At 72.8% G+C, this 20162-nt stretch carries 19 protein-coding genes, 1 pseudogene and 1 riboswitch; of the genes and pseudogenes, 10 read left to right on the top strand and 10 right to left on the bottom strand.

The window, feature by feature from the left end:
- The 3 genes and pseudogenes from Q0283_RS13700 to hisD all read right to left on the bottom strand — a co-directional run.
- Positions 1 to 109 (bottom strand): annotated as a pseudogene (locus Q0283_RS13700) (RNA-binding S4 domain-containing protein); the annotation flags it as partial.
- A gap of 25 nt (positions 110 to 134) precedes the next feature.
- The gene (locus Q0283_RS13695) at positions 135 to 680 is read right to left on the bottom strand and encodes a flavin reductase family protein (RefSeq protein WP_010145727.1); all 546 of its coding nucleotides are present in this window, start codon (positions 678 to 680) and stop codon (positions 135 to 137) included.
- 69 nt (positions 681 to 749) lie between these two features.
- Positions 750 to 869: riboswitch (SAM riboswitch) on the bottom strand.
- A 138-nt stretch (positions 870 to 1007) separates the two neighbouring features.
- Positions 1008 to 2315 (bottom strand): histidinol dehydrogenase, encoded by a 1308-nt coding sequence (hisD, locus tag Q0283_RS13690; RefSeq protein WP_183528034.1) that lies wholly within the window; start codon positions 2313 to 2315, stop codon positions 1008 to 1010.
- Between the two features lie 108 nt (positions 2316 to 2423).
- Between hisD and Q0283_RS13685 the strand changes: the two genes are divergently transcribed.
- A complete protein-coding gene (locus Q0283_RS13685; protein ID WP_183528032.1) occupies positions 2424 to 4124 on the top strand; it encodes a mechanosensitive ion channel family protein in 1701 nt (566 codons plus the stop codon).
- A gap of 75 nt (positions 4125 to 4199) precedes the next feature.
- Here the strand turns inward: Q0283_RS13685 and Q0283_RS13680 are convergent, their stop codons facing one another.
- The 3 genes from Q0283_RS13680 to Q0283_RS13670 form a co-directional block, all read right to left on the bottom strand.
- A complete protein-coding gene (locus tag Q0283_RS13680; RefSeq protein WP_183528030.1) occupies positions 4200 to 4718 on the bottom strand; it encodes a universal stress protein in 519 nt (172 codons plus the stop codon).
- Positions 4719 to 4753: 35 nt separating this feature from the next.
- Entirely contained in the window at positions 4754 to 5605 is an 852-nt protein-coding gene (locus Q0283_RS13675) for an SDR family oxidoreductase (RefSeq protein WP_183528028.1), read from the bottom strand.
- 151 nt (positions 5606 to 5756) lie between these two features.
- A complete protein-coding gene (locus tag Q0283_RS13670; protein ID WP_183528026.1) occupies positions 5757 to 6641 on the bottom strand; it encodes an MBL fold metallo-hydrolase in 885 nt (294 codons plus the stop codon).
- An 11-nt stretch (positions 6642 to 6652) separates the two neighbouring features.
- On the opposite strand from Q0283_RS13670, the gene Q0283_RS13665 reads away from it, so the two are divergent.
- Positions 6653 to 7792, top strand: coding sequence for a glutathione S-transferase family protein (locus Q0283_RS13665; RefSeq protein WP_183528024.1), 1140 nt, complete (start codon positions 6653 to 6655; stop codon positions 7790 to 7792).
- Positions 7793 to 7838: 46 nt separating this feature from the next.
- Here Q0283_RS13665 and Q0283_RS13660 read toward each other — a convergent pair whose 3' ends face one another.
- Positions 7839 to 8594: a GntR family transcriptional regulator gene (locus Q0283_RS13660; RefSeq protein ID WP_298045136.1), complete on the bottom strand. Its 756-nt coding sequence runs from the start codon at positions 8592 to 8594 to the stop codon at positions 7839 to 7841.
- A 37-nt stretch (positions 8595 to 8631) separates the two neighbouring features.
- Between Q0283_RS13660 and Q0283_RS13655 the strand changes: the two genes are divergently transcribed.
- The 8 genes from Q0283_RS13655 to Q0283_RS13620 all read left to right on the top strand — a co-directional run bounded on the left by Q0283_RS13655 (position 8632) and on the right by Q0283_RS13620 (position 18453).
- On the top strand, positions 8632 to 9939 hold the full coding sequence (locus Q0283_RS13655) for an MFS transporter (RefSeq protein ID WP_183528022.1): 1308 nt from the start codon (positions 8632 to 8634) through the stop codon (positions 9937 to 9939).
- A 135-nt stretch (positions 9940 to 10074) separates the two neighbouring features.
- The gene (locus Q0283_RS13650) at positions 10075 to 11292 is read left to right on the top strand and encodes an alpha-hydroxy acid oxidase (protein WP_221243746.1); all 1218 of its coding nucleotides are present in this window, start codon (positions 10075 to 10077) and stop codon (positions 11290 to 11292) included.
- 58 nt (positions 11293 to 11350) lie between these two features.
- Positions 11351 to 12115: a VIT1/CCC1 transporter family protein gene (locus Q0283_RS13645; protein ID WP_255459489.1), complete on the top strand. Its 765-nt coding sequence runs from the start codon at positions 11351 to 11353 to the stop codon at positions 12113 to 12115.
- A gap of 154 nt (positions 12116 to 12269) precedes the next feature.
- Positions 12270 to 13313, top strand: a complete 1044-nt coding sequence (locus Q0283_RS13640) for an NAD(P)-dependent alcohol dehydrogenase (RefSeq protein ID WP_183528018.1) — start codon at positions 12270 to 12272, stop codon at positions 13311 to 13313.
- Positions 13314 to 13413: 100 nt separating this feature from the next.
- The gene (locus Q0283_RS13635; protein WP_183528016.1) at positions 13414 to 14196 is read left to right on the top strand and encodes a LamB/YcsF family protein; all 783 of its coding nucleotides are present in this window, start codon (positions 13414 to 13416) and stop codon (positions 14194 to 14196) included.
- The gene (locus Q0283_RS13630) at positions 14193 to 16046 is read left to right on the top strand and encodes a 5-oxoprolinase/urea amidolyase family protein (protein ID WP_298045133.1); all 1854 of its coding nucleotides are present in this window, start codon (positions 14193 to 14195) and stop codon (positions 16044 to 16046) included. Before Q0283_RS13635 ends, Q0283_RS13630 begins: the two co-directional genes overlap by 4 nt.
- Entirely contained in the window at positions 16043 to 17800 is a 1758-nt protein-coding gene (locus Q0283_RS13625; RefSeq protein ID WP_183528012.1) for a biotin carboxylase N-terminal domain-containing protein, read from the top strand. The genes Q0283_RS13630 and Q0283_RS13625 overlap by 4 nt, the downstream gene beginning before the upstream one ends.
- Positions 17797 to 18453: a GntR family transcriptional regulator gene (locus Q0283_RS13620; RefSeq protein ID WP_183528010.1), complete on the top strand. Its 657-nt coding sequence runs from the start codon at positions 17797 to 17799 to the stop codon at positions 18451 to 18453. The genes Q0283_RS13625 and Q0283_RS13620 overlap by 4 nt, the downstream gene beginning before the upstream one ends.
- 355 nt (positions 18454 to 18808) lie before the next feature.
- Here the strand turns inward: Q0283_RS13620 and Q0283_RS13615 are convergent, their stop codons facing one another.
- The 3 genes from Q0283_RS13615 to Q0283_RS13605 form a co-directional block, all read right to left on the bottom strand.
- A complete protein-coding gene (locus tag Q0283_RS13615) occupies positions 18809 to 18988 on the bottom strand; it encodes a hypothetical protein (protein WP_183528008.1) in 180 nt (59 codons plus the stop codon).
- A gap of 3 nt (positions 18989 to 18991) precedes the next feature.
- A complete protein-coding gene (locus Q0283_RS13610; RefSeq protein ID WP_183528006.1) occupies positions 18992 to 19732 on the bottom strand; it encodes a class E sortase in 741 nt (246 codons plus the stop codon).
- A gap of 226 nt (positions 19733 to 19958) precedes the next feature.
- On the bottom strand, positions 19959 to 20162 hold a 204-nt coding region (locus tag Q0283_RS13605; protein ID WP_298045131.1), incomplete at its 5' end, for an LPXTG cell wall anchor domain-containing protein.

The raw sequence follows: 20162 nt of genomic DNA, 5'->3' as shown, positions 1-20162 counted from the left end.
GGCCGGCCCGGCAGGCCGCCGTCGCCGCCGAGCGGGTCTTGTACATGCGGATGCCCCACAGCCAGGCGTCCAGGCGGACCTGGCTCGGTGGCTGCGGGGCGTTCGGCATGCGGACCAGGATACGGGTGGGCCGGTTACTGGTTGCCCTCGGCGGTGCGCAGGTTGCGGAAGGCCGAACGGTGGAAGACCAGCGGCTCGTGCTCGGAGGAGTGGTCGTGGACGCCGTGGACCTCGAGCAGGACCACGTGGTGGTCGCCGGCCGGGACCTCCGCGTAGACGGAGGTCTCCAGCCACAGCGCGGCGTTGTCCAGGAACAGGGCGCCCCGGTCCGAGGCGCGAACGCCCAGGCCCTCGAAGCGGTCCCCGTCCTTGGAGGCCAACTGGCGGCAGACGTCGGTGTGGCCCTCGGCGAGGATCGAGATCCCGATGCGCTCGGCCCGCTTCAGCCGCGGCCAGGTCCGGGAGGTGTTCTGCACGGCGAAGGACACCAGTGCCGGTTCGAGGGAGACCCCCACCGTGAAGGACGAGGCCACGAGGCCCTCCTTCTGGTCATCGGCGAGGCCGCACAGCGCGGCGACGCCGGAGGGGAAGTGGGAGAAGGCCGAGCGCAGGGTCTGGGCGGACAGGTCGGTGTCCAGGGTGGCGGTGCGGCTCAGGTCGATGGTGGCCAGGGCGGTCATGTGAGTCCTCCGTTCGAGGGCGCATCCACAGTGTGACCTCGGGCGGTGCCCCTCCGGTACCTGCTTCAGACGCGGTACTTGCCCGCCGGCTTGCCCGGAAGGCCGAATCATCACCTGGAGCACCCCACTACTGCGTGAAGAGGGTTGCCGTCCCGCAAGCCAGGGCTGTAACAGCGGGAACTCGTGATTCTGGGTTCAGCGTAACGACGGCCGGGGCGACGGGTCAAAGGCCTTCTGCGGATGTGAACGCCTGTGACGGTGACCTCCGTCACGTGCCGCGGAGCCGGTTGCCGCCGACGCGGGACGGCACCCGGCGGTGACCGGGGGCTACCGGAAACGCCGGGCCACGGCCTCCCCGTGGGCGGGCAGCCCCTCGGCCCCGGCCAGTGCCGAGATGTTCGATGCCAACTCCTTCAACCCGGTCTCGGAGTACCGGATCAGCTGCTGCAGCCGCAGGAAGCTGACCGTGTTCAGCCCCGAGGAGTACCGGGCGGACCCGCCGGTGGGCAGCACGTGGTTGGACCCGGAGGAGTAGTCGCCCAGCGGCACGGGGGAGTACGGTCCCACGAACACGGCCCCGGCGTTGCGGATCCGGCGCGCGGTGGCCAGCGCGTCCACGGTGTGCACCTCCAGGTGCTCGGCGGCGTACGCGTCGGCCACCGCGATGGCCGTGGCCAGGGTGTCCACCACGAGGATCCCGGACTGCGGACCGGTCAGGGCCTGACGGACCTGCTCCTCGTGGAACGACCCCGGCACCTGCTCCTGGACCTGGGTCACCACGTCCCGGGCCAGCTCCGGGGACGTGGTGATGAGCACCGAACCGGCCATCGGGTCGTGCTCGGCCTGGCTGATCAGGTCGGCCGCGACCCACTCCGCGTCCGCCGTGGCATCGGCCAGCACGGCGATCTCGGTGGGACCGGCCTCGGCGTCGATCCCGATGGTCCCGAGCAGCGCCCGCTTGGCCGCGGCCACGTAGATGTTGCCCGGCCCCGTGACCATGTCCACCGGGGCGCACAGGCGCGTGCCGTCGTCGTCGTTCACCCCGTAGGCGAACATGGCCACGGCCTGGGCGCCGCCGGCGGCATAGACCTCGTCCACGCCGAGCAGGGCGCAGGCGGCCAGGATGACGGGGTGCGGCAGGCCGCCGAAGTCCTTCTGCGGCGGGGAGGCCACCGCCAGGGAGGGCACCCCGGCCGCCTGCGCCGGGACCACGTTCATCACCACGGAGGAGGGGTATACCGCGCGTCCGCCGGGCACGTACAGCCCCACCCGGCCCACCGGGACCCAGCGGTTCTCCACGATGGCCCCCTCCCCGAGGTCGACCTCGGACCCGGGCGGCAGCTGCGCGGCGTGCACGGTCCGGGCGCGGGCGATCGACTCCTCCAGTGCGGAGCGGACCTCGGGGTCCAGGGCCTCCAGCGCCTCGGCCAGCGCCGGGGCGGGCACCCGCAACGACGGCGGCCGGATCCCGTCGAAGCGCTCGCCCAGGTCCAGCACGGCCGAGGCGCCGCCGGAGCGCACCTCGTCCAGGATCGGCAGCACCCGCGGCACGGCACCGGCCACGTCCAGCTCGGCCCGGGGCAGCACCGTGGCCGGGTCGACGTCGTGTCCGCGCAGGTCCGTGATGGAAAGCATGAGGGTCCTCTTCCGGTACTGGAGTGGTCGGCCGTGATCTGAAGCGATCTCAGCGTCCATTCTCCACCCGTTCAGGTCCGGTGCAGGCGCCGGTGACAGACTGGGACCATGCCATTGATGTCCCTGTCCTCCGTGCTGCCCGCCCTGCCCGGGGCGGCCGTTCCCTCCGGGGCGGCCCTCCGTGCCCTCTCCGAACCGGTCCCGGACGGGACCGCGACACCGGAGGACATCACCACCACCGTCCCGGACACCATGGAGGAGGGGGCCCAGGGCGCCGTGGACTCCCTCGGCCCGTTCTGGGGGATCCTGTCCACCGTGCTGGTCGGGGTCGTCATCGCGCTGGCCGTCGTGACCGCGGCCTCCGTGCTGCTCAACGTGGTGCTGCGCGGCCGGCCGGCACTGCGGCGCCAGGTGGCCCGGTGCCGGGTCCCGGTGGCCGTGGCGCTGAGCCTGATGGCCGCCAGGATCGCCCTGGGCCTGACCGCCTCCGAGTACGACTGGTTCGAGGGGACGAACTTCCTGCTGCTGGCCGGGATCATCGGCTCACTGGCCTGGCTGGCCCTGCGGATCGTGCGGATCGTCGAGGAGCGGGTGCTCGCCAAGTACCAGAGCGCGGGCGAGGACGACCGGCGGGACCGCAAGATCCAGACCCAGACGGTGCTGATCCGGCGCATCCTCGAGGCCCTGATCATCGTCATCGCGGTGGCCGTGATCCTGCTGACCATCCCGCAGGTGCGAGCGGTGGGCGCCGGCCTGCTGGCCTCGGCCGGCCTGCTGTCCGTGGTGGCCGGCCTGGCGGTCCAGTCCACCCTGACCAACGTCTTCGCCGGCGTCCAGCTGGCCTTCACCGACGCCATCCGCGTGGGGGACGTGGTGACCGTGGAGGACGTCTACGGCACCATCGAGGACATCACCCTGTCCTACGTGGTGGTCAAGATCTGGGACGGCCGCCGGGTGATCTTCCCGTCCAGCCACTTCACCACCACCCCCTTCGAGAACTGGACGCGCGTGGGCTCGGCGCTGTCCGGGACCGTGGAGATGGAGGTCGACTGGCGGGTGCCCATGGAGGAGGCCCGCGACCGCCTCCGGGCCCTGCTGGAGTCCACCGAGCTGTGGGACGGCAAGGAGGGGTCCCTGCAGATCACCGACGCCCTCGGCGGCATGGTCAAGATCCGTGCCGTGGTCTCCGCCCGGAACTCCGGGGACCTGTGGGACCTGCGCTGCCTCGTGCGGGAGGACCTGGTCACCTTCCTGCGCAGCGAGCACCCGGAGGCCATCTACGCCCAGCGCCTGGCCGAGAGCGTCTCGGTGCTCTCCCCGGCCTACGCGGAGACCGGCGAGGCGGAGGCGGACCCGTACCGCCGGGCCGCCGGCGGATCCGCGGCGCGGCACGACGGCGCCTCCGCCGGTCCGGTGCCCGGTGGCGGGGCCCGTCCGGGCCGGGAGCAGCGGCCGGCCACCGGCGCACTGCCCCGGCTGGGATCGTCCAACGGGTCCCCTGCCGCCACCGGTCAGCAGCGGGCCGTCACCGGTGCCGAGTCCACGGTCACCGGGTCCGCGGTCACCGGGTCCACGCCGTTGACGAAGACGAGCGAGGACTCGTCGATGTTCACGGGATCGATCACCGCGATCGAGCGCAACCGGGAGTTCGCGGGCCCGGGCGAACAGGCCTACCAGGAACGCAAGGAGAAGGCGGCCCAGGCAGACGGTGGCCCGGACGACGACTCCGGCCACCCGGACCCCGGGCGGGAGCCGGCCGCCGAGAGCGAACGGCGGGCCCGGCCGGACGTCAGCCTCGACGGGGACTGAGCGCCCCCGGCCCGTGGGCGGGGCCGCACGGCCGTGCCCCCGGGCCGGGCGGTACCCGGTGGCCCCGTGCGGGCCTCAGCGGCGGCGGGCCCGGCCGGCGCCGGCGCCCTCCTCCGGGACCGGCGGGGGACCGGGGAGGTCCTTCGGTTCCTCGGCCGCGGTGACGTCCCGCGGGGGCTCGTCCCGGTGGACGCCGGAGGGCTTGTCCGGGGACTCCTTGACGCACAGCACGGGCTGGTCGAGTTCCTGCAGCAGCGCGTCGGCCACGGATCCCATCAGGACCCGCCCGAACGTGCCGCGGCGGCGCATGCCGATCACCACGAGCGAGGGCTGGACCTCGGTGGCCAGGTCCTTGATCTCGTCCACCGTGGACCGGCCCCGCGCGTACTGGCGGAACTCGGCGCGCAGCCCGGAGGCGTCGAGGATCCGCTGCAGCTCCACCTGCTCGATCTCCGTCACCGCGGCCTCGTGCCTGTGCTCGGGGACGGCGTTGACCACGAGCAGGTCCTCGTGGGCGATCCGGGCGAGCCGGATCGCCTCGGTCAGGGCGGCCTTCGACTCGTGACTGCCGGTGTAGCCCACCAGGATGGTCATGCGCTCCCCGTTCCCCTGCGGCGGTCGACCGCGCGCTATGCGCCGGTCCTGCGTGACTTGGCCTCGGAACGGCTGAGCCGCTCCAGGACGGCGTCCGGGCTGAACCGGGCCGCCGTCATGAGGGAACGATACCGCCGCGAGGGCACGCAGACGCTGCGGCCGTCCGCGGCGGCGGTGAGCCCCTCGCGGACCACGTCGTCCGCATCCATCCAGGCCCACCGGGGCCGCTTGGAGGTGTCGATCCCGGCCCGCTGGTGGAACTCGGTCCGCACCAGCCCCGGGCAGAGCGCCGTGACGGTGACGCCCGAGGACTTGTAGCGGGTGTTGGCCCACCGGCTGAAGGCCACGGCCCAGGACTTCGCGGCCCCGTAACTGCCGTCCGGGATCAGCCCGGCCACGGAGGAGACGTTGATGATCCGGCCGCCGCCCCGGGCGAGGAAGGACTGGATGGCCGCGTGGGAGAGCAGCATGGGCGCCTCCACCAGCAGCCGCAGCATGGCCACCTCGTCCTCGGCCTCGCTCTCGTGGAACTCGGTGGAGAGCCCGGCGCCGGCGTTGTTCACCAGCATCGTGATCGGCTGTTCGCGGGACCGGATCCGGGCGGCGACCACGTCCACGCCCTCCCGGGTGGCCAGGTCCACGGTCAGCGTCTCCACGGAGACGCCGTACTGTGCCTCCAGCCCCCGGGCCTTGCCGACCAGCGCGATCGGGTCCCGGCCCGTGATCACGAGGTCCTGGCCCTGGCCCGCCAGCTGACGGGCGAACTCGGCGCCCAGTCCCGCGGTGGCCCCGGTCACGAGGGCCGTCGGGGCGTTCTTCCGGTCGGTGTTCATGAGCGGGACCTCCCAGTCCTGCCGGGTCTCGAGTTCGTCTAGCTGCTCTGCCACGTTTACCGCCTTGTGATGACTCGTCGTCAGCACCCGCATTCCTGCGGGCGCCGGAGGCACCGCACCCTCCGTCATCCATGGTATGGGTCACGTTCGCCCGCACCGCCGCGACATCGCGGCGTGGCAGGTCACGGTATGGACACTGACGGGCTCAGGCCTCCCGCCCCAGGTACGTCAGGTGGGCGGCCATGGTCATCGCGGCGACCGAGCGCACCGTGCCGGTCACCTCGGGGTACACGGTGGCGGCCAGGCGCTCGGCGAGCGCGTCGAACGCGGTGCGCTGCGGATCGTCCCCGACGCCCCGGCCCGAGGACCCCGGGACCAGTCCCGCCCCCGGGCCCCGGCGCACGGTGTCCCGGTCGGCGGCGTCCAGCTGGCCGAGCAGCTCGCGGACCTGGTCCAGACGGGCGTGCCGGTGATCCCGGTACTGGACACCCACCTGGGCGATCGAGGCCAGCGCCGGACCATGGGCGGGCAGCACCGTGGCGTCGCCCAGCGCGATGAGCAGCTCCAGGCTGCGCAGGTAGTCGGCCAGCGTCCCGTCCGGGTGGTCGATCATGGTCGTGCCCCGGCCCAGCACCGTGTCTCCCGTCAGCACGGAACCGGCCGCACCGTCGTCGGGCAGGGCGAAGGAATAGGAGTCCGAGGTGTGCCCGGGGGTGTGCCAGGCGGTGATCACGACGCCGGCGGCCGGGATGCGCTCGCCGTGCGCCAGGGGTGCCGCCCCCCGCGACCACGCGGGGGACCCGCCCCGCACCGGTGCGCCGGTGCGCTCGGCGAACAGTCCGACCGCCCCCGTGTGGTCCTCGTGGTGGTGGGTCACCAGGATCAGTTCCACGCGGCGGTCGCCGGCGGCGGCCAGCACCGCCTCGAGGTGGTCCGCGGACCCCGCGCCGGGACCGGGGTCCACCACCACCACGGAATCCGCGTCCGGGGCGCCGATGAGGTAGGTGTTGGTCCCCTCCAGGGTCATGCCCGAGGGATTGTCGGCGAGGACCGCGGAGGTCAGGTGGGAGTCCGGGACGGGAGAGGCCATAGGCTCAGTGTATGGACCAGTCACAGGACCGCCAGAGCCAGCCCCGGGACCAGGGAGGCCGTCAGGGCAGTTACGTGCTGTCCGGGCAGGAGTTCACCCGGGACACGCACTACATCCAGGACCGGATCGTCGCGGACCCGACCGCGATCACGGCCGCCCCCCGGGTGGAGACGGACAAGGTCGGGCACGTGGCCGGCGGGCTGACCGCCGACGCCCAGGCCTGGCCCGTGGAGGCCGGGCGCTACCGGCTCGTCGCGGCGCGGGCCTGCCCGTGGGCCAACCGGACGATCATCGTGCGGCGGTTGCTGGGCCTGGAGGACGCCATCTCCCTCGGCACCCCCGGCCCCACCCATGACGAGCGGTCCTGGACCTTCGACCTGGACCCGGACGGGAGGGACCCGGTGCTGGGCACCGAACGGCTGCAGGAGAACTACTTCACGCGCTTCCCGGACTACCCCCGCGGGATCACGGTGCCGGCCATCGTGGACATCCCCACCGGTGCGGTGGTGACCAACGACTACCCGCAGATCACCCTCGACTTCTCCACGCAGTGGACCGCGTACCACCGGGACGGGGCGCCGGACCTGTTGCCCGAGGGGTCCCTGGACGAGATGCACGAGGTCATGACCCGCATCTTCACCGAGGTCAACAACGGGGTGTACCGGTGCGGGTTCGCCGGCTCGCAGGAGGCCTACGACTCCGCCTACGACCGGTTGTGGACCGCCCTGGACTGGCTGGAGGAACGGCTGACGTCCCGGCGGTACCTGATGGGGGACACCATCACGGAGGCCGACGTCCGGCTGTTCACCACCCTGGTGCGGTTCGACCCGGTCTACCACGGCCACTTCAAGTGCAACCGCAACACGCTGGACCGGATGCCGGCTCTGTGGGGCTACGCCCGGGACCTGTTCCAGACCCCCGGGTTCGGGGACACGGTCGACTTCGACCAGATCAAGAGCCACTACTACGAGGTGCACCGGGACATCAACCCCACCGGGATCGTGCCGAAGGGGCCGGAACTGTCCGGCTGGCTGGGCGAGCACCGGCGCGAGGAGCTCGGTGGTTCCCCGTTCGGCGACGGCACCGCCCCGGGGCCGGTCCGCGAGGACGAGCGGGTCACGCCCGGTCACAACCCGTTGTACCCGGCCTGAGGTCCCGGCCCGCGGGGGTTCGGTCTCAGGCCGACGGTCCGGCCGTTCAGGCGCCGGACCACAGGGGGGAGGTGCGCCGGAGGTTCTCCAGCACCGCCTCGCGCACGGAGTGCAGGTGCCTCCGCATGGCCCGGTCGGCCGCGGGGCCGTCGCCCGCGGCGATGGCCTCGATGATCGCCTCGTGCTCGGTGAGCTCGTGGGGGTGTGCCATCTGGGCCTGCAGTCCCGGCAGGACGTGATGGGCGCGCGCCATGTCGTCCAGCACCCTCTCGAGGGCGGCGGCGAGCCGGGTGTTGCGCGCCTCCCCGGCCACGGCCAGGTGGAAGTCCCGGGCCGCGCCCATGGCCTCCAGGGGGTCTCCCCCGGAGAGCCCGCGCTGGCGGTCCAGGGCCGACCGGAGCGTGGGGACGGTGTGTGCGGTGGCCTGCCGGGCCGCCTCCGCCGCGGCGTGCGGTTCCAGCAGCATCCGCAGGTCCAGGACCTCGCCGAGGTCCTGGGGGGACATGGTCTGGACCAGGTACCCCTTCTTGGGCAGCACGGTCACCAGTCCCTCGGCGGCGAGGATGTGCAGGGCCTCCCGGACGGGGGTCTTGGACAGGCCGAACCGCTCGGCCAGCCGGGGTTCCACCAGCACCTCGCCGGGGGCGAGTTCCCCGGTCAGGATCATCCGCCGCAGGTCGGCCAGCAGGCGGGGGCCCTTGGGAGAGGACGCCGCGCGCGGCCCGGAGGCGGGGGCGGGGCCGGGAGGGGCCGGACGCGGGGTCGGCGGTCCTGACGGCGGCGTGCGGGGATCCTCGGTCACGAGGGTGACCCTATCAAGCGTGCTAGAAATATACTTCATGGATTCCACCACCCTCCCGGTTGCCTCCGAGCGGATGGCCCCGGGCGCCCGCCGTGCCCTGTTCGCCGCCGTCACCGGCACGCTGATCGAGTGGTACGACTACGCCCTCTACGGGGCGGCCGCCGGACTGGTCATCGCCCCCCTGTTCTTCGAGGGCGCGACGTCCGGGGCGACCCTCGCGGCGTTCGCCACCTTCGCCGTCGGCTTCCTCGCGCGCCCGCTGGGGGGCGTGATGGTGGGGCACCTGGGGGACCGCTACGGGCGCCGCCCGGCCCTGCTGCTGACCATCGTGGTGATGGGTGCGGCCACCGTGGGGATCGGCCTGCTGCCCACGGCCGCGGCCATCGGCGTCCTGGCCCCGGTCCTGCTGGTGGTGCTGCGCCTGCTCCAGGGCATGGGCGCCGGTGCCGAACTGGCCGGTGCGACCACCCTGGTGGCGGAGTTCGCCCCGCCGCACCGGCGGGGGCTGCTGACCTCCCTCGTGCTCTCGATGCCGCCCGCGGGGATCGCCCTGGCCACGGGCGCGTTCCTCTGGGCCTCGACGGCCGGTGACGAGGCCCTGCTGGAGTGGGCCTGGCGGTTGCCGTTCCTGGCCTCGGCCGTGCTGTTCGCCCTGGCGGTCTTCATCCGGCGCCGGCTGGAGGAGACCCCCGAGTACGTCCAGGCACAGGAGCGGGCCGCCGACCACGGGGAACGGGACCGGGTGCCCCTGCTGGAGCTGTTCCGCCGGCACCGCCGGGCCGTCCTACTGGGTTTCCTCGGCGTGACCGGGCACAACGCCCTGAACTACACGATGGCCGTGTACGCCCTGTCCCTGATGACCTCCCCGGAGGTCGGCCTCGACCGGGCCGCGGCCCTGACCGCCGTCACCCTCGGTTCCCTCGCCGGCGTGGTGGCCACGCCGTTCGGCGGCCTGGCCGCCGACCGCTACGGACCGCGCGTCGTGCTGGCCGCGGGATCGGCGGCCGGCGCGCTCTACGTCTTCCCCCTGCTGGGGGCGCTGTCGAGCGGGAACGCGGTGCTCGCCGCCGTGGCGATCGCGCTCGGCTACGTCCTGGTCATCGCGTTGACCTCGGGGGCGCAGGGCGCCTACCTGGCCAGCCTGTTCCCGCCGCGCGAGCGCTTCAGCGGGATCGCGGTGGCGCGGGAGGCCAACGGTGCGCTCGTGGCCGGCACCACCCCGCTCGTGGTCACCGGTCTCGTGGCCTCCCTCGGAGGACTGTGGGCGGGCGGGGCGTACGTGGCGCTGTGCTGCCTGCTCTCGGCCGTCGCCGTCTTCCTGGCCCCGAACGTCGAGAGGCACTGATCACCGTCGGCCGGCCCTGGCCCGCTCCTTCCGTCGCCTGACCCGTCCCGCGACCCGATCCCGCGACCTTGTCCCGAGCCCCCCGCCCGCGATCCCTCCCGCTCCCTGATCCCGAAAGGACCTCCCGTGTCCGGACTGAAACGCCGACTGCCCCAACCCTCCGAGCTGCTGCCGCTGATGAGGTTCAGCGCGCCGGGCCTGGGCCGTCGGGCCCACCGGCTGCGCGGGGCCGCCGACGTCGCCGACCTGCGGACCATCGCGCGGCGGCGCACCCCCCGTCCGGCCTTCGACTACGTGGACGGGGCGGCCGGGAACGAGCTCACGGCCCGCCGCACCCGCGAGGCCTTCGAGTCGACGGAACTGCTGCCCCGGATCCTCCACGGGACGGCGGAGGCGGACCTGTCCACGACCATCGCGGGTGGGCCCTCCGCCCTCCCGTTCGGGATCGCACCGACCGGGTTCACCCGGTTCATGCACGCCGAGGGGGAGGACGCCGGGGCCGTCGCCGCGGCCCGGGCGGGGATCCCCTTCACCCTGTCCACCATGGGCACCCGTTCCGTCGAACAGGTGGCCCAGGCCGCACCGGGCGGGCGGCGGTGGTTCCAGCTCTACCTGTGGCGGGACCGTGAGAAGTCCCGGGGGCTGCTGGAGCGGGCGTGGGCCCACGGTTACGACACGCTGCTGGTCACGGTGGACACCCCGGTGGCCGGCCAGCGGCTCCGGGACGTGCGCAACGGCATGACGATCCCGCCGCGGCTGTCCGCACGCACCGTGCTCGACGCGTCCTACCGTCCGGAGTGGTGGTTCAACTTCCTGAGCACCGACCCCCTGACGTTCGCCTCCCTCAGCGGCACCACGCACGACCTGCCGACCCTGATCAACTCCATGTTCGACCCCACGCTCTCCGCGGCCGACCTGGAGTGGGTCCGCGAGAACTGGCCCGGCCGGCTCGTGGTGAAGGGCGTGCTGACCGCACAGGACACCCGGCTCGCCCTGGACGCCGGGGCGGACGGTCTGGTCGTGTCCAACCACGGCGGACGCCAGCTCGACCGCGCACCGGTGTCACTGAAGGCCCTGGGGGAGGTGCGCGCCGAGGCCGGTGCCGACGTCGAGATCATCCTCGACTCCGGCATCCTCTCCGGTGCGGACATCATCTCCGCCCTGGCCCTCGGAGCCGATTTCACCCTGATCGGGCGCGCCTACCTGTACGGCCTGATGGCCGGGGGACGGGAGGGCGTGACCCGCGCGATCGAGCTGCTCGCCGCCGAGGTGCGCACGGCCATGCAGCTCATGGGCTGCGCCACCATCGCCGACGTCAAGGCCTCCGGCCAGGTCCGCGCCCCCTGGCTGTGACGTAGTCGTCAGGGCCCGGGCTCTGGAGACGGTCCGCGTCACTGGCCAGACTGGGGCCATGAGCGAATCGCGAGAGACCCGGGCCGGCACCGGGACGGGAGCACCCGGGCATCCGGGGCGCCATGAACCCCACGGTGACGGTGAGTCCCTGGCGCAGCGCCTGAACTGGCTGCGGGCCGGCGTGCTCGGTGCCAATGACGGCATCGTGTCCGTGGCCGCCACGGTGGTGGGCGTGGCGGCCGCCACCACCGCCGATGCCCCGGTGCTGATCGCCGGGGTGGCGGCCGTGGCCGGTGGTGCGATCTCCATGGCGCTGGGCGAGTACGTCTCCGTCTCCTCCTCCTCGGACAGCCAGACGGCGCTCATCCAGAAAGAGCGCCGCGAACTCGCCGAGGACCCGGAGGGGGAACTCGAGGAACTGGTGGAGATCTACCGGGGCCAGGGCCTGTCCGCCCCGACCGCCCGGCGTGTGGCCGAGGAGTTCACCGCGCAGGATCCGATCCGCGCGCACCTGCGGGCCGAACTCAACCTCTCCGAGGACGAGGTGCTCAGCCCCTGGCGGGCGGCCGGTGCCTCGTTCCTGGCCTTCCTCATCGGCGCGCTACTGCCCTTCCTCACGATCGTGCTCGCTCCCACGGACCTCCGGATCCCGCTGACCTTCGCCGTGACCCTGGTCGCGCTCGCCCTGACCGGCGCCGCCGGCGCCTGGCTCGGCGGGGCGCCCGTCCTGAGACCGACGGTGCGGGTCGTCGTCGGGGGCGTGCTCGCCCTGGCGGTGACCTTCGCGATCGGCGCGCTGCTGGGCAGCTCCGGCGCCATCTGAGACCTGTGCCGGACCGGTGCCGGCCGCTGCGCCCGCCCGGACCGGGCACCCGTCATTACCGTCCATCCACCCCGCCGTCCCCGTCCACCCATCCAGCCATCCACCGGCCATCCGGCCCCGACCCCATCCCCGACCAGGAACAGGAGCGGACTCCATGCGCGCAGTCGTGTTCGAGAACTACCAGACCTTCCCCACCCTCACGGACGTCGAGCGGCCGGTCCCCGGCCCCGGTGAGGTCCTGCTCAAGGTGGCCGGCGCGGGTGCCTGCCACTCCGACGTGGCGATCTTCCAGGACTTCGCCGAGGGCGCGCCCGGTGCGCAGAAGCCGTCCTTCATCCTCGGCCACGAGAACTCCGGCTGGATCGAGGAGCTCGGCCCGGGCGTGGAGGGACTGACCGTCGGGGACGCCTTCCTCGTCTACGGCCCCGTCGGCTGCCAGCGCTGCCGGGCGTGCTCCCGCGGCCAGGACACGTACTGCGAGAACGCCGCCACGATGCCGTACCTCGGCGTCGGCCTGGGGCGCGACGGCGGCATGGCCGAGTACGTGCGCGTGCCGGCCCGCAACCTGGTCCCGCTGGGCGACGCCGACCCCGTCGCCGCGGCATCGCTGGCCGATGCCGGCCTGACCCCCTACCACGCCATCAAGCTGGCCTTGCCGAAGCTCAACGGCGGCGGCAGGTACGCCCTCGTCATCGGGCTGGGCGGCCTGGGACTGCTCGGCGTGCAGATCCTCAAGGCCCTCACCGGGGCCACGATCATCGCCACCGACATGAAGGAGGAGGCGATGGCCGAGGCCGAGCGGCTGGGCGCCGTCACCGTGCCCGGGGGAGCGGGGCAGGTCGAGCGGATCCGGGAGATCACCGGTGGCCGGGGCGTGGACGCCGCGTTCGACTTCGTCGGCGTGAAGCCGACCATCCAGGCCGCCATGTCCTCGATGGCCCGCCAGGGCCGCTGCACCATCGTCGGGATCGCCGGGCACCCCTACGAGTGGTCCTTCTTCACCGCGCCCTACGAGGTGGAGCTGACCAGCACCTACTGGGGCACCATCGAGGAACTGCACGAGGTCGTGGACATGTTCCGGGCCGGCCAGTTGACGCCGATGTACACCACCTACCCGATGGACCAGGCCCTCGAGGCCTACCGGGCGCTGGTGGACGGCCGGGTCTCCGGCCGCGCCGTCGTGGTGCCGCACGCCTGAGACGCGCCCGGAAGCGCCGGCACCCCAGACCCGGATTGTTGAACAATCCGGGTCTGTGGTGCATTCTGGAGTGACCACCCGATGAGACGGAGGTCACCACATGGGCACCCTGGACCAGCACGGCGCGCTGCGCATGGACCTGAACAGCGACGTCGGCGAGGCCTTCGGCTCCTACACGATGGGCGATGACGCCGCGATCCTGCGGTCCGTGTCCTCGGCCAACGTCGCCTGCGGCTTCCACGGCGGGGACCCGTCGATCATCGCCCAGACCTGCCGGTACGCGGCCGAGGCCGGGGCCACGGTCGGCGCCCACGTGTCCTACCGCGACCTCGCCGGCTTCGGCCGGCGTTTCCTGGACTGCTCGCCCACCGAGCTCGCCGACGACATCCTCTACCAGATCGGTGCGCTCGAGGCGATGGCCCGCTCGGCCGGCACCGTGGTGCGCTACGTCAAGCCCCACGGCGCGCTGTACAACGCGATCGTCCACCACCGCGAGCACGCCCGCGCCGTGGTGGACGCGGTCAAGGGCTTCGGCCAGGACCTGCCACTGCTCCTGCTGCCCGGTTCCGCGGCCATCGAGATCGCCGAGGCCTCGGGCCTGCGCGTGGTGACCGAGGCCTTCGCCGACCGCGCCTACACCCCCGAGGGCACGCTCGTCTCCCGCCGGGAGCCCGGCGCCGTCCTGCACGACGAGGCCGAGGTGGCCCGCCGCATGGTCCGGCTCGCCACCGAGCACCGGCTCACGGCCATCGACGGCAGCGACCTGCGCATGGAGGCCTCGAGCATCTGCGTGCACTCGGACACCGCCGGGGCCGTGTCCATGGCCGCGGCGGTGCGCTCCGCGCTGGAAGAGGCCGGCGTGCAGGTGGGACCGTTCGCATGATCGACCCGGACACCTCGACGACCGGTCCCGCGACCGCGTCCGGGACGCCGACGACGGCGCCGCGCGCCCTGCGCTGGGCCGGCACCCGGGCGTTCCTCCTCGAGTGCGCCTCGCTGGCGGACGTCGTGGCCCTGCACGCGCACCTGACGGCCGCGCCCCTGCCGGGCCAGGTGGAGGCCGTGGCGGCCGCCGAGACCGTGACACTGTCCTTCACCCACCGGGCGGCGGCCGTGGCCGGCGCGCGCGCCGTCCAGTCGCTGACGGTCACCGACCGCGCCGGGCAGTCCGGCCGCACCGTGGACATCGACGTGGTCTACGACGGAGAGGACCTCGCCGAGGTCGGTCGGCTGACCGGCCTCGGAGCGGACGGCGTCGTGCGGGTGCACACCCAGACCCTGTGGACCGGGGCGTTCGGGGGCTTCGCGCCCGGTTTCACCTACCTCGTGGCCGAGGACGACCCCCTCCAGGTGCCCCGCCGCTCCACCCCGCGCACGAGCGTCCCCGCGGGCTCGGTGGCCATCGCCGGGCACTTCTCCGCGGTCTACCCGCGCAGCTCCCCGGGAGGCTGGCAACTGCTCGGCCACACCGACGCGAGGATGTGGGACCTGGAACGGTCCTCCCCGGCACTCGTGCGCCCGGGGGACCGGGTGCGCTACCGGGCGGTGCGCGAACTCCTCCGCGTCACCCGTGATCCCGAGCCGGCACCCGAGTCGATGCCCGAGTCGATGCCCGAGCCGACGACGGCCCCGGAGGCCGGCACCGCGGGAGCGGTGGCCGCCGGTGGCACGGCCACGTCACCGTCGGGCCCACCGGTGCAGTCCGCAGCCGCCGCCCTGGTCGTCGAGGCACCCGGGCTGCAGTCCCTGGTCCAGGACCTGGGACGTCCCGGACTGGGCGACCTGGGCGTGTCCGCCTCCGGCGCCGCGGACACCGCCTCCGCCCGGCAGGCCAACCGGCTGGTCGGCAATCCCCCGGGCGAGGCCGTGATCGAGGCCCTGCTCGGCGGGCTGAGCGTGCGGGCCCGCGGGTCCGTGGTGCTCGCGCTGGCCGGGGCCGACACCCCGGCCCGGATCACGTCGGTCCCGGGCAGCGGTGCCGACGACCGGCCCGCCCCGCCGCGCACCCCGTTCGCCCTGCACGACGGCGAGACCCTCATCCTGGACGAACCCACCGCGGGGCTGCGCACCTACCTGGCGGTGCGCGGCGGACTGGACGTGCCGGCCGTGCTGGGCAGCCGCTCCACGGACACCATGTCCGGGATCGGTCCCGAACCGCTGGCCTCCGGCACCGAACTGCCGGTGCGCGGCGATCGCGGATTCGCCGCCGTCGGGACGGCCGAGCCCGCGCTGCGCCGGCTGCCGCGGGCCGGTGAGGTGACCACCCTGCGCGTGGTGCCCGGACCCCGGCAGGACTGGTTCGGCGCCGCCGGGCTGGAGGTGCTGGGCGGCCAGGACTGGGCCGTGAGCAGTCAGTCCAACCGGATCGGGGTGCGCCTGGAGGCGCCCGCGGGCGGGACCCCCCTGGAACGGGTCCGCGAGGGCGAGCTGTCCAGCGAGGGCGCCGTGGCCGGGGCCCTGCAGGTCCCGCCGTCCGGGCTGCCCGTGCTGTTCCTGGCCGACCACCCGGTGACGGGCGGGTACCCGGTGATCGGCGTCGTCGTGCCGGAGGACCTGCCCCTGGCCGCGCAACTGCCGCCCGGGGCGGGCGTCCGCTTCGAGCCGGTCACCCCGCTGACCCTCGTCCCGGCCGTGCACCTGGACGCCGCCACGGCCCCGGAACGCGGCACCGCGGATCCCGGCGCGGATTCCGCCGAGCACCCAGCGACCCCCCTCGAGAGGACTGATCCATGAACACGCTGACGAAGGTCCTGATCGCCAACCGCGGCGAGATCGCCGTGCGCGTGGCCCGCGCCTGCCGCGACGCGCAACTGGCCTCCGTGGCCGTCTACTCGGACCCGGACGCGGACGCGATGCACGTGCGCGCCGCCGATGAGGCCTACGCCCTGCACGGAGCCAGCGCCGCCGAGACCTACCTGGACATGGACAAGCTGCTGGACGTGGCCCGGCGCTCCGGGGCGGACGCCGTCCACCCCGGGTACGGCTTCCTGTCCGAGAACGCGGACTTCGCCCAGGCCGTGATCGACGCCGGACTGACCTGGATCGGCCCCCCGCCGCAGGCGATCCACGAGCTGGGCAACAAGGTCTCGGCCCGGCAGATCGCCGTGGCCGCCGGCGCCCCGCTCGTGCCCGGCACCGACGGGCCCGCCGCCGACGCGGCCGAGGTGCGCGCCTTCGCGGAGGAGCACGGCCTGCCCGTGGCCATCAAGGCGGCGTTCGGCGGTGGTGGCCGGGGGATGAAGATCGTGCGGCGGATGGAGGACATCGAGCACGCGTTCGACTCGGCGGTGCGTGAGGCCGTCACCGCCTTCGGCCGGGGCGAGTGCTTCGTGGAGCGCTTCCTGGACCGACCGCGGCACGTCGAGGCGCAGGTGCTGGCGGACACCCACGGCAACGTCGTGGTGGTCGGCACGCGCGACTGCTCCCTGCAGCGGCGCAACCAGAAGCTCGTGGAGGAGGCCCCCGCCCCGTTCCTCACGGACGACCAGCGCGAGCGCATCCACTCCTCCGCCAAGGAGATCTGCCGCCGGGCCGGGTACACCGGGGCCGGGACGGTGGAGTACCTTGTGGCCCCGGACGGGCTGATCTCCTTCCTGGAGGTCAACACGCGCCTGCAGGTGGAGCATCCCGTCACCGAGGAGACCACCGGCGTGGACCTGGTCCGGGAGCAGTTCCGGATCGCCGCCGGCGAACCGCTGGACCTCACCGAGGACCCGGCCCCGCGCGGGCACGCGATCGAGTTCCGCCTCAATGCCGAGGACCCGGCACTGGGCTTCCTGCCCTCACCCGGGCCGGTCGAGGTGTTCGAGGCGCCCACCGGGGCGGGCATCCGCGTGGACACCGGCGTGCGCTCGGGATCGGTCGTGCCGGGGGAGTACGACTCCATGCTGGGCAAGCTCATCGTCTGGGGCGAGGACCGGCAGCAGGCCATCCGCCGCGCCCGAGCCGCCCTGGACGAGCTCGTCATCCGCGGCCTGCCGACCGTGGTGCCCTTCCACCAGGAGGTCCTGCGCCAGGACGCGTTCACCGACCCGGAGCGGCTGGGGGTCTACACGACCTGGATCGAGACCGAGTTCACCGCGGACCTGGAGGCCTCGCCCTACCTGGCGGCCGCGGCCCCGGGAGCCGAACGCACCGAACTGACCGTGACCCTCGACGGCAAGGCGGTGCGGCTGGGCCTGCCGGCCGACCTGGTGCGCGCGCTGCGCAGCGGCGGGGGCGGGACCGGCGTCGGATCCGGTGCGGCGGACGGCGCCGATGCCGGGGAGGCCACCGACGGCGCCGTGGCCTCGCCGATGAACGGTTCGCTGGTCAAGTGGCTGGCCGGGGACGGCGAGTCCGTGGCCGCAGGGCAGGGCCTGGCGGTGCTGGAGGCCATGAAGATGGAGACCACCGTCTCCGCAGACCACGCCGGCACGTTCTCCCGGGCGGACCTGCACCCGGCCGATCGGATCAGCAAGGGGCAGGAACTGGGGCGGCTGGCGTGAACCCCGTCACGGACACCGCCGTCCACGCCCACACCGGGGCCTGGGTGGCCCAGGTGCTGCGCCGGCGCATCTCCGCCGGTGACCTGAGACCCGGTGCCAAGCTGGCCGAGCAGGCCCTGTCCGAGGAGTTGGAGGTCTCACGGAACACCCTGCGGGAGGCCTTCGCAGCGCTCGCCGCGGAGTCGATCGTGCAGCGGGTGCCGAACCGGGGCGTCTTCGTGGCCTCGCCGGACGCCGAGGCCATCCGGGACGTCTACCAGGTGCGCCGCATGCTCGAGCCGGCCGCCCTGCTGTGGGGCGACCTCACCGAGGAACGCGAGGAGGAGCTGCGCGGGATCCGGGCGGCGATCGCGGGGGCCCTGGAGGCCGGTGACGCCGACTCGATGGCGGGCGCGAACCAGCGCTTGCACGACGCGATCGTCGCGATGTCCGGTTCCCCGACGCTGAGCACGGTGATGGACCGGACCCTGGCGCGTATGCGACTGGTGTTCCACGGCATGGCGAACCCCTCGGGCTTCCATGCTCCCTATGCGGAGCGCAACCTCCGGTTGCTGGACCTCGTGCTGGCCGGGCGCCGGGAGGAGGCGGCCCAGGCGCTGCGCGGGTACCTGGACGCCGCCGAGCGGGAGCTCCTGGACCACCTCGGGCACTGAGCGGCCGCGTGGCGTCGAGCCTGCGCCTCAAGGGGATCCCCTGGGGGGACCAGCGACTGGGTTCCCGATCGGGCCCGGACTCTATACAGCGCACGCTGAAGCGCCCTGGGCTTGATTCCGAGTCTCACGCAGGAGAATCGGTACATGCCCCAGAGGTTCACCCCTGAGTTCCGCGATCGAGCGGTGCGGATGGTGTGTGATCGTCAGGCCGCTCAAGGTGGTCCCGAAGACCTCAGACTAGTAGTCGTGGAATCGGCCGACGGGACCACCTGGTCTGTCATACCACCAGCCCAAAGGGGTGATGACAAGGACGCTGAGGGCCGGCCCCAGCGGTGAGGGCGCGTGGTTGCTCATCTCAGGCAGGGGTGTGGGTGGTTGATGAACCGAGGGTGGATGCGGTCCACGGCAAGAACTCGCTGATCCAGGGGAAGACCCAGATCATCAGTACGGCGATGGCCAACCCCGCTAGTACGCCTGCTTGTAGAACACGTAGCCACAGCGGGCCGGGCAGGTGACGGAAGATCCAGGCGTACATCTCTCAAGCTCCTTCGAGGGTGATCATCTGGCTGACGACGTCGCGGATCTGGGACGGAGGCTCAGTGTGTGCTGCTGAGAAGGAGCTTTGCTCCAGGTGCACGACCATGCGCATGTCTGTGGTGAAGGGAGGATGGCACGTCGTGAGGGTCAGGATCTTCCGTGTGGGGTGCGCGTTGCTCTCGCCCGGCACGGGCAGCAGGACCTGGCTCTCAGACGGGTACACGATGTGGGTGTTGCGGTAGGTGTAGGTGTAGATGCCTTCTTGGGTTTGGATGTAGGCCTTGTCCCCCGCCTGGAGCGTGTCCATGGCCCAGAACACCTGGCCATGCGACTGCCGATGGCCGGCCAGGCCGACGTTCCCGATGTGGCCTGGCCGTTGAGTGCCGGGGTAGTGACCGATCCCGGCAGAGTTCAGAACCTCCAGGTCGATACCCTCCGCGATGGGTTTGGCGTAATCCTGCCCAAAACGAGGGACATAGAGGATGCCCCATACCTCCCCTTCGGCCGGGGACCCGGCCGCAGAAGACTCAGTGGCCCTCTGCTGGCTCCACTGACGGGCGGTTTCACTCACCACGGACGCCTGTTCGCGGTCACTATCCAGATTGGTCCACCACAGTTGCCAGGCCACGAACAGCAACAGCGTGACCCCGGCGGTAAACAGGACCTCTGCCACACCCCTGACGATCATCTCGATGAAACGCCGTTCACGGCCCGGCGATCCGGTACTTCTGGGGTCGACCATGACGCCCTCTCTGCCACGCCCCGTGTCGGTGGGCGTCGGCCTACAGATCGATCTACGTACGCTGATCCCACGAGGGGACTTGTCCTTCCCCTCGCAGACCGCACCCCTTCCGTGCCTGGCGAGGGGTGCGGTCTGAGGGCCCGTATCGGTCCGGGGTCCTGGGGGATATGGCGGGGGGCCGCGACTGTTATTCCGGACAGCTCAACGATCCAGCTGTCCTACCGCGTCAGCGTCGCTCTGTCCGCGTCGTCTCTGCGTCCCAGTGGTCTTCGGCACTGGGAGCGGTGTGCCGCCTCGGGACGATGCGCAGAAGAGCCAGGCCCAGTGCGAGCAGGGCGAACGCCGCGAGCACGAACCAGAACACGTCCGCACCGGTCATCGCCAGTTCTCCGGCACCGGTGGCAAGTCCACCGCTACCAGCGGCAACTCC

The organism is uncultured Citricoccus sp. (assembly GCF_937871995.1).
Lineage (GTDB): Bacteria > Actinomycetota > Actinomycetes > Actinomycetales > Micrococcaceae > Citricoccus.
Note: the sequence above shows the minus strand (reverse complement) of the source record. Positions and strands in the feature narration are given on the sequence as shown.